General features: G+C 44.9%; 1 protein-coding gene. It reads right to left on the reverse strand.

The genetic code is table 11. The features are described from left to right. Nucleotides 1–412 (reverse strand): helix-turn-helix domain-containing protein (locus AB4512_RS23400; protein ID WP_372175915.1); only part of this gene is annotated, 412 nt, incomplete at both ends.

The raw sequence follows: 412 nt of genomic DNA on the forward strand, positions 1-412 counted from the left end.
ACTCTCTGGGATTGCGTTTTTACTGCGTTTCAGTGGCTTATTGATTCGCTTAAGACCGAGAGGCCCTTCCTCTTCCATTATTTGCTGATAGGTATATAAGGTTTGGCGTGAACAACCTAAGATCCGAGCGGCTTTAGAGACACTACCAAGCTCCGCGACCAACTCCAGAGCTTCTATTTTGCGCTGCACCTCTTTACCATACTCATGACATTTACGCGGTTCAACTAACTCAGTGATATCTAACCGTCGATGACCGAAGTAAGCTGAGAAGGTGCCATCGAACTGACATCGGATTTCTACTTTTTGGTTCTCTATGGAGTAACGTACTGGCGAATCGATAACGTACATTTTGCTATCAAAGCTAAACGTGTGGTCACGTCGTATCGTTCGATATTCTTTCTGTACGCAGATG

Source organism: Vibrio sp. 10N.222.52.B7 (assembly GCF_041474275.1).
In the GTDB taxonomy this organism is placed as follows: Bacteria; Pseudomonadota; Gammaproteobacteria; order Enterobacterales; family Vibrionaceae; genus Vibrio; species Vibrio crassostreae_C.